Annotated in this window: 5 protein-coding genes; 3 read left to right on the forward strand and 2 right to left on the reverse strand. The window is 39.9% G+C overall.

All coding sequences use genetic code 11. The annotated features are described in order from the left end of the window. The first annotated feature begins 431 nt into the window (after positions 1 to 431). The gene (locus PX484_RS22345; RefSeq protein ID WP_002738935.1) at positions 432 to 671 is read left to right on the forward strand and encodes a DUF4327 family protein; all 240 of its coding nucleotides are present in this window, start codon (positions 432 to 434) and stop codon (positions 669 to 671) included. Between the two features lie 228 nt (positions 672 to 899). Here PX484_RS22345 and PX484_RS22350 read toward each other — a convergent pair whose 3' ends face one another. After that, positions 900 to 2,090, reverse strand: coding sequence for a class I SAM-dependent methyltransferase (locus tag PX484_RS22350; RefSeq protein WP_287767125.1), 1,191 nt, complete (start codon positions 2,088 to 2,090; stop codon positions 900 to 902). 286 nt (positions 2,091 to 2,376) lie between these two features. Between PX484_RS22350 and PX484_RS22355 the strand changes: the two genes are divergently transcribed. Both PX484_RS22355 and PX484_RS22360 read left to right on the forward strand, forming a co-directional pair. After that, positions 2,377 to 3,657: an AAA family ATPase gene (locus tag PX484_RS22355; protein ID WP_287767123.1), complete on the forward strand. Its 1,281-nt coding sequence runs from the start codon at positions 2,377 to 2,379 to the stop codon at positions 3,655 to 3,657. Further along, entirely contained in the window at positions 3,654 to 4,286 is a 633-nt protein-coding gene (locus tag PX484_RS22360) for a retron system putative HNH endonuclease (protein ID WP_287767121.1), read from the forward strand. The genes PX484_RS22355 and PX484_RS22360 overlap by 4 nt, the downstream gene beginning before the upstream one ends. Positions 4,287 to 4,885: 599 nt before the next feature. Here the strand turns inward: PX484_RS22360 and PX484_RS22370 are convergent. Then, positions 4,886 to 5,087, reverse strand: a 202-nt coding sequence (locus PX484_RS22370; protein ID WP_288105552.1) for a hypothetical protein, incomplete at its 5' end; no start/stop codon positions are given.

Below are 5,087 nucleotides of genomic sequence, written 5' to 3' on the forward strand. Positions count from 1 at the left end.
CTTAAAAATTGATTGTTTTCGCCACGACCCCGGCGACTGTTCGAGTTTTGTCAGGGAGATTATGGTGGTGACCCTTGCTACGAAGCGGTCTTTTCTGACCAAGGTTGGGACGGTCTACCACCTCTCTCAATATACAAGGTTGGGTTGAAGCATGAAACCCAACGCCCGCATGGGTTACGCTACCGCTAACCCATCCTACAAATAATTGTGCCTACCTACTTAACTGATTTGGTATAAGGGGACTCGACAGCTTTTAGCCGATAAATTTAACTTTTCTTAACCTAAGCCTAAACTGGCGAGGGGAGAGGGTTCCGCTATATATTATAAAAAATTGTCATCGTCGATACAGCAAAAAATCTCTTTTGTCCCTCTATAGGTTAGACTATAGTTAGTGATAAGACTTCTTTTGTAGATCTTGCAGGAAATCTCCCATGAGTGCCATAACTTTCTCCACCGCTCCCACCGCTTACTCTATCAGGATGATTAAGGACGAAGTCCGTCAGATGGTAGAACAGGGGGTAGTGAGCAGACACCAACCGATCTACACTCTCTGTCAGTTCATTCCCCCCCGGGAGTGGGTTTGTGTTGAATGTGAACTAGAACGGTGTGACTACCTTCTCAGGGATCAAATTGGTGACTTAATCGCCTCGGAATCTTGGGATAATGATTAAAATCTCCCGTTTGCCGATGGGCAAAAATCGGACTGATCAGAAATTTAGCAGCCTTGTCCACTTTCTTAAACTATTATAATTCAGCCCCGGTTAATTCTGGGGCTGAAACTATGGGGATAGGAAGGGTGTAATTGTTAAGAAAAAAGAAGTTTTGGCAAAATTTTGCCAAGTTAGTTTAAAAGTTGCCCATTGCCAAGGGACGCTATCTCTAACATCCCAGAATTTTCTCTAACTTAAAATCAGTAGTTGGCGCTGTTGTAAAGAACGCACACCAGTTAATCCTAAAGCAACTTGAGCGTCGATTTCTCCCACGCTTAAACGACCATCACAAGCTTGTAAAAAAGCAAATTCTCTTTCCGAGAGATTAACCGGCCGATAATCGTAGTCTAGAACACTTGCACTAGGCCAACCGTAAAGACAGGGATGAACTTCGGCCACTGCATTCTCTAGGACTTGATCCCCGGACCAATCGGCAGTCAGAATCGGTGGTTTAGCGAGGAAAAATTCATAGTGGGTGATTTCCGGGTCTAATAATTCCGTCAAGCGATAACGTTCCCTTTCTCCTAAATTTTGCGCTCTAGCCATCAATTCGGGGGATTTACCCAATAAACGGTCTAATTGCCAGTAGGAAGGGTTAGAAAAGCCAATAAAGGCTAATCCTGACGCATCAATCAGTTGAAAGAGGGTATCGATATTGTAGTCCACTTCCCGGGGGTGAACGTACATATCAGCGAAGGATTCATCGCGATGATTTTCCATTGACCAACGCTCTTTTTCCCGTTTCAAAATGCGATTATTTTCCGGTAGGGAGGCAAAAATCTCTCGGCCGACAGCGACCCCATCTTTATAATCCCCGCGTCGGTCTCCCTGCAAAAGTGCGATCGCAGATTGCATTAACTGGATTTCCCAGCGTCCCAATTGTGCATAGACGAAAATGTGCAGCAGACCACCGGGGGCCAGCTTTTGCGCGAGGGATTGAATACCTTTAATCGGGTCCGGGAGATGGTGCAGCACCCCGACGCAGTTAATTAAATCAAATTCTCCGGGGAGATTAGTGGCCGATTCAAGGGGTAAATGGTGAAAATCCAGAGAACCTCGGTGCTTTGTCGCAACTCCCGAACGATTACAGCGTTCTTTGGCAATTTCTAGAGCTTTTTCGCTGATATCTATAGCGACTACATGAGCGAAAGGGTTGAGAGCGAGCAGATATTCAGTTCCCGCACCAGTACCACAACCTGCATCGAGAATGCGGATATCCTCTCGTTCAGGTTTACGATGACAACAAAAGTTATAGGCAGCAATCCAATTCCAGCGCCAATTGTAACCTGGAGGAGGTTCGTCTAGGAGCGGTTCGGGGGGGAAAGGATAGGTATTGTAGAGACGTTGTACAGCAGTGCGAATAGTAGCGTCGTCGGACATGAAAATTGGCGGAGTTTAGGATAACACTCGATCGATTGTCTCACAGAGGGCAGCGATCGGGAAAGTCAGCCGGGGTTTTTTTGAGTTGGTCGAGGGTAAATGATAAATAATCATTATGACTATCCGGTTCTGTGCCAAAATTAGTTATTATTTCTTTGGTCGATATTTTTTTCTATTCCTTGTCCTACTGTCTCTTAACCCTATCTAAGTTTTACTGGCAATTATTCGAGAGTCATTCTCTAACAATTATCTCAAATATAAGCAAATCTTGCCGATACAAAAAACCATGAGGATTAAGTCTATAAAGCTTATTAATTATCGAGGTGTAGTCAGTTTAAACATCGACTTTCATCGGCAATTAAATGTATTTATAGGAGTTAATGGTGCGGGAAAATCTACCATTTTAGATAGTTTGGCGATTATGCTTTCATGGTTAGTTAAGCGCCTAAAAAATACTAATGCCAGTGGACAACAGATTAGCGAAACCGAGATTAATAATGGTCAGGGGACGGCTATAATTGAAATCACTGGGGTGACGGAAGATAGTCAAGAGATTACTTGGAAAATAGTAAAAACTAGGACTGGATATATCCACGCTGGAGAACGGAGTAATTTTAGCCAATTAAATGAATACACTCAACAAATACAACGACAAATTACTGAACATCAAGGAGAAATTAACTTACCTTTATTTGTTTATTATTCTGTTAATCGAGCAGTGCTGGATATACCATTAAAAATTAAAACAAAACATCAATTTGATTCTCTAAGTGCCTACGAAAATGCTTTAACCAGTGGATCAGATTTTCGCACTTTTTTTGAATGGTTTCGCGAACGTGAAGATTTAGAAAATGAAAATAGAAAATATCAGTATGATCGAATTAAACCGGAAGGTTTTTGTTTTCCCGATCCCCAATTGGAAGCGGTTCGGGAAACGATCGAACGTTTTCTACCCGATTTTACTAATCTTAGCGTCCGTCGTAATCCTTTGAGAATGGAAGTAACAAAAAAGAATAAAATAGTTACTGTTAATCAACTTTCTGATGGAGAAAAATGTCTGATTGCTATGCTGGGAGATTTAGCTCGAAGAATGGCGATTGCTAATCCTCAAAATCCTTATCCCTTAACGGGTACTGGCGTTATTATCATTGACGAAATTGATTTACATTTACATCCTCAATGGCAAAGATTTGTAGTACCTAAATTACTAGAAGTTTTTCCTAACTGTCAATTTTTTATTTCCACCCATTCTCCTAATATTATCACTCATGTTCAACCAGAAAGTTTACACTTCATGGAACAAACAGAAATGGGAATAAAAGTTCATCCCGTGCAGGAGTCCTACGGCAAAAATGTTGATCGAATTTTAGAAGATTTGATGGGATTAGAGACAACTCGTCCCAAGGAAATCGCTGAAGCTTTGAAAGATATATATGAACAAATTTCTCAAAATCAATTAGAGGCAGCTAAAAAGAAAATCAATGATCTCAGAGCTAAAATTCAAGATGATCCAGAATTAATTAAAGCTGAAGTTATTATTCGACGCAAGGAAATTATCGGAAAATGAAGTATATTAGAAAAAGACAAGAACCACCAGAGTTTAAGAATTGGAAAGAGCAAGCTAACTCAGATTGGCAGCCCGACTTTAGAAATTTAGCGGGAAAACCAAAAGAAATACTAATTAAAGCGTTGATGACAGAACAGGGGGAAATATGTTGTTATTGTGAAAATCGATTGATTGATGGTAAATGGCATATAGAACATTTTAAACCTCAAAGTGATCCCACTGTTGATCCCCTAGATTATGCCAATTTGCTATGTTCGTGTCAGGCAAATCTTGAGCTTGGTGAACCTCGGCACTGTGGTAATCTAAAAAATAACTGGTTTGATGAAAATCTCTTAATCTCTCCACTTAATCCCGATTGTGAGTCTCACTTTGCCTTTAACTATGATGGTACAATTAAACCTGCACAAGAAGATGATCAAAAAGCAATTAATACTATCGAAAAGTTGGGATTAAACCTCAATAAAATCAACGACTTTCGTCAGAAAGCCATCGAACCTTTTTTGGATGAGGAGATAGATAATGCTCAATTAAAAGTTTTTGTCAATGGATATTTATGCTTAGATGATCAACAAAGATACAAACCTTTCTGGACAACAATCAAATATTTGTTCAGCGATTTAATTGAATAATCTTTCCTTGACAAAAATACAAGAATTATTATAAAAGTTTGGATAAACCAGAAAAACTATAAAGTCTTATGAAGATTATTCAAGAATTATCTCAAAAGTCAACAATTGATGAGATTCTGTCCAGATAATTGGGGTGGTAGATCAACCTTATCCGAAACAGAGATTGTTGTCGAGAGTCGGAGATAAAAGCAATGAATATCAAGGATACGTTACAGAATGTTGTCCAGTACCTAACAGACAGGGTAAGGGTATCTTAAAAATCCTTGACAAAATGAACTTTATGTGAGTTGCTTACCCAGATGACGATTCAGGCATATTTGATGAGAATTTGCCATCTCAATTGTTAAACAAAAATCGACCAAATGGGTCCAGTTCGTAACTATTCTGATTGACTGGTATCACTTGAAATGCCCACACAATTTGCCAATTGTCAATAGGGTATGATACTAAATCCGTTTTTAATAGTACGATTAACTCCCAAGAATGATAAGGAGTAGCAAAATAAAAATGGTTTTTCGGTCACTCGATTGATTTCACTTGCAGTTCTATTGATTGCTAATCCTGCTACCAAAAAATTGATCGCCCGCAAAGGGAAATCGTTATTCCAGGGATTCTCGAAGATCACCGCCTCCCGATACGGTTTTCCAACCGATCACCAGAAAAATGATTAAAGCAACTATCGCCATAAATAAGCCGATCGGAGTACCGATCAGATCCCGGGCGAATTGTAAACTATAGTTAGTTTTTAGATCGGCATTTCCATCCCAAACTACCGTTTTTTCCGCACCGAGAAATAACAAG

The sequence above is a fragment of the Microcystis sp. M49636_WE2 genome, from assembly GCF_030065375.1.
GTDB classification, from domain to species: Bacteria; Cyanobacteriota; Cyanobacteriia; order Cyanobacteriales; family Microcystaceae; genus Microcystis; species Microcystis aeruginosa_C.

Coding starts and splice junctions, on each gene's coding strand:
- PX484_RS22350 (WP_287767125.1), bottom strand. CDS start 2,090: ATGTCCGACGACGCTACTATTCGCACTGCTGTACAACGTCTCTACAAT.
- PX484_RS22345 (WP_002738935.1), top strand. CDS start 432: ATGAGTGCCATAACTTTCTCCACCGCTCCCACCGCTTACTCTATCAGG.
- PX484_RS22360 (WP_287767121.1), top strand. CDS start 3,654: ATGAAGTATATTAGAAAAAGACAAGAACCACCAGAGTTTAAGAATTGG.
- PX484_RS22355 (WP_287767123.1), top strand. CDS start 2,377: ATGAGGATTAAGTCTATAAAGCTTATTAATTATCGAGGTGTAGTCAGT.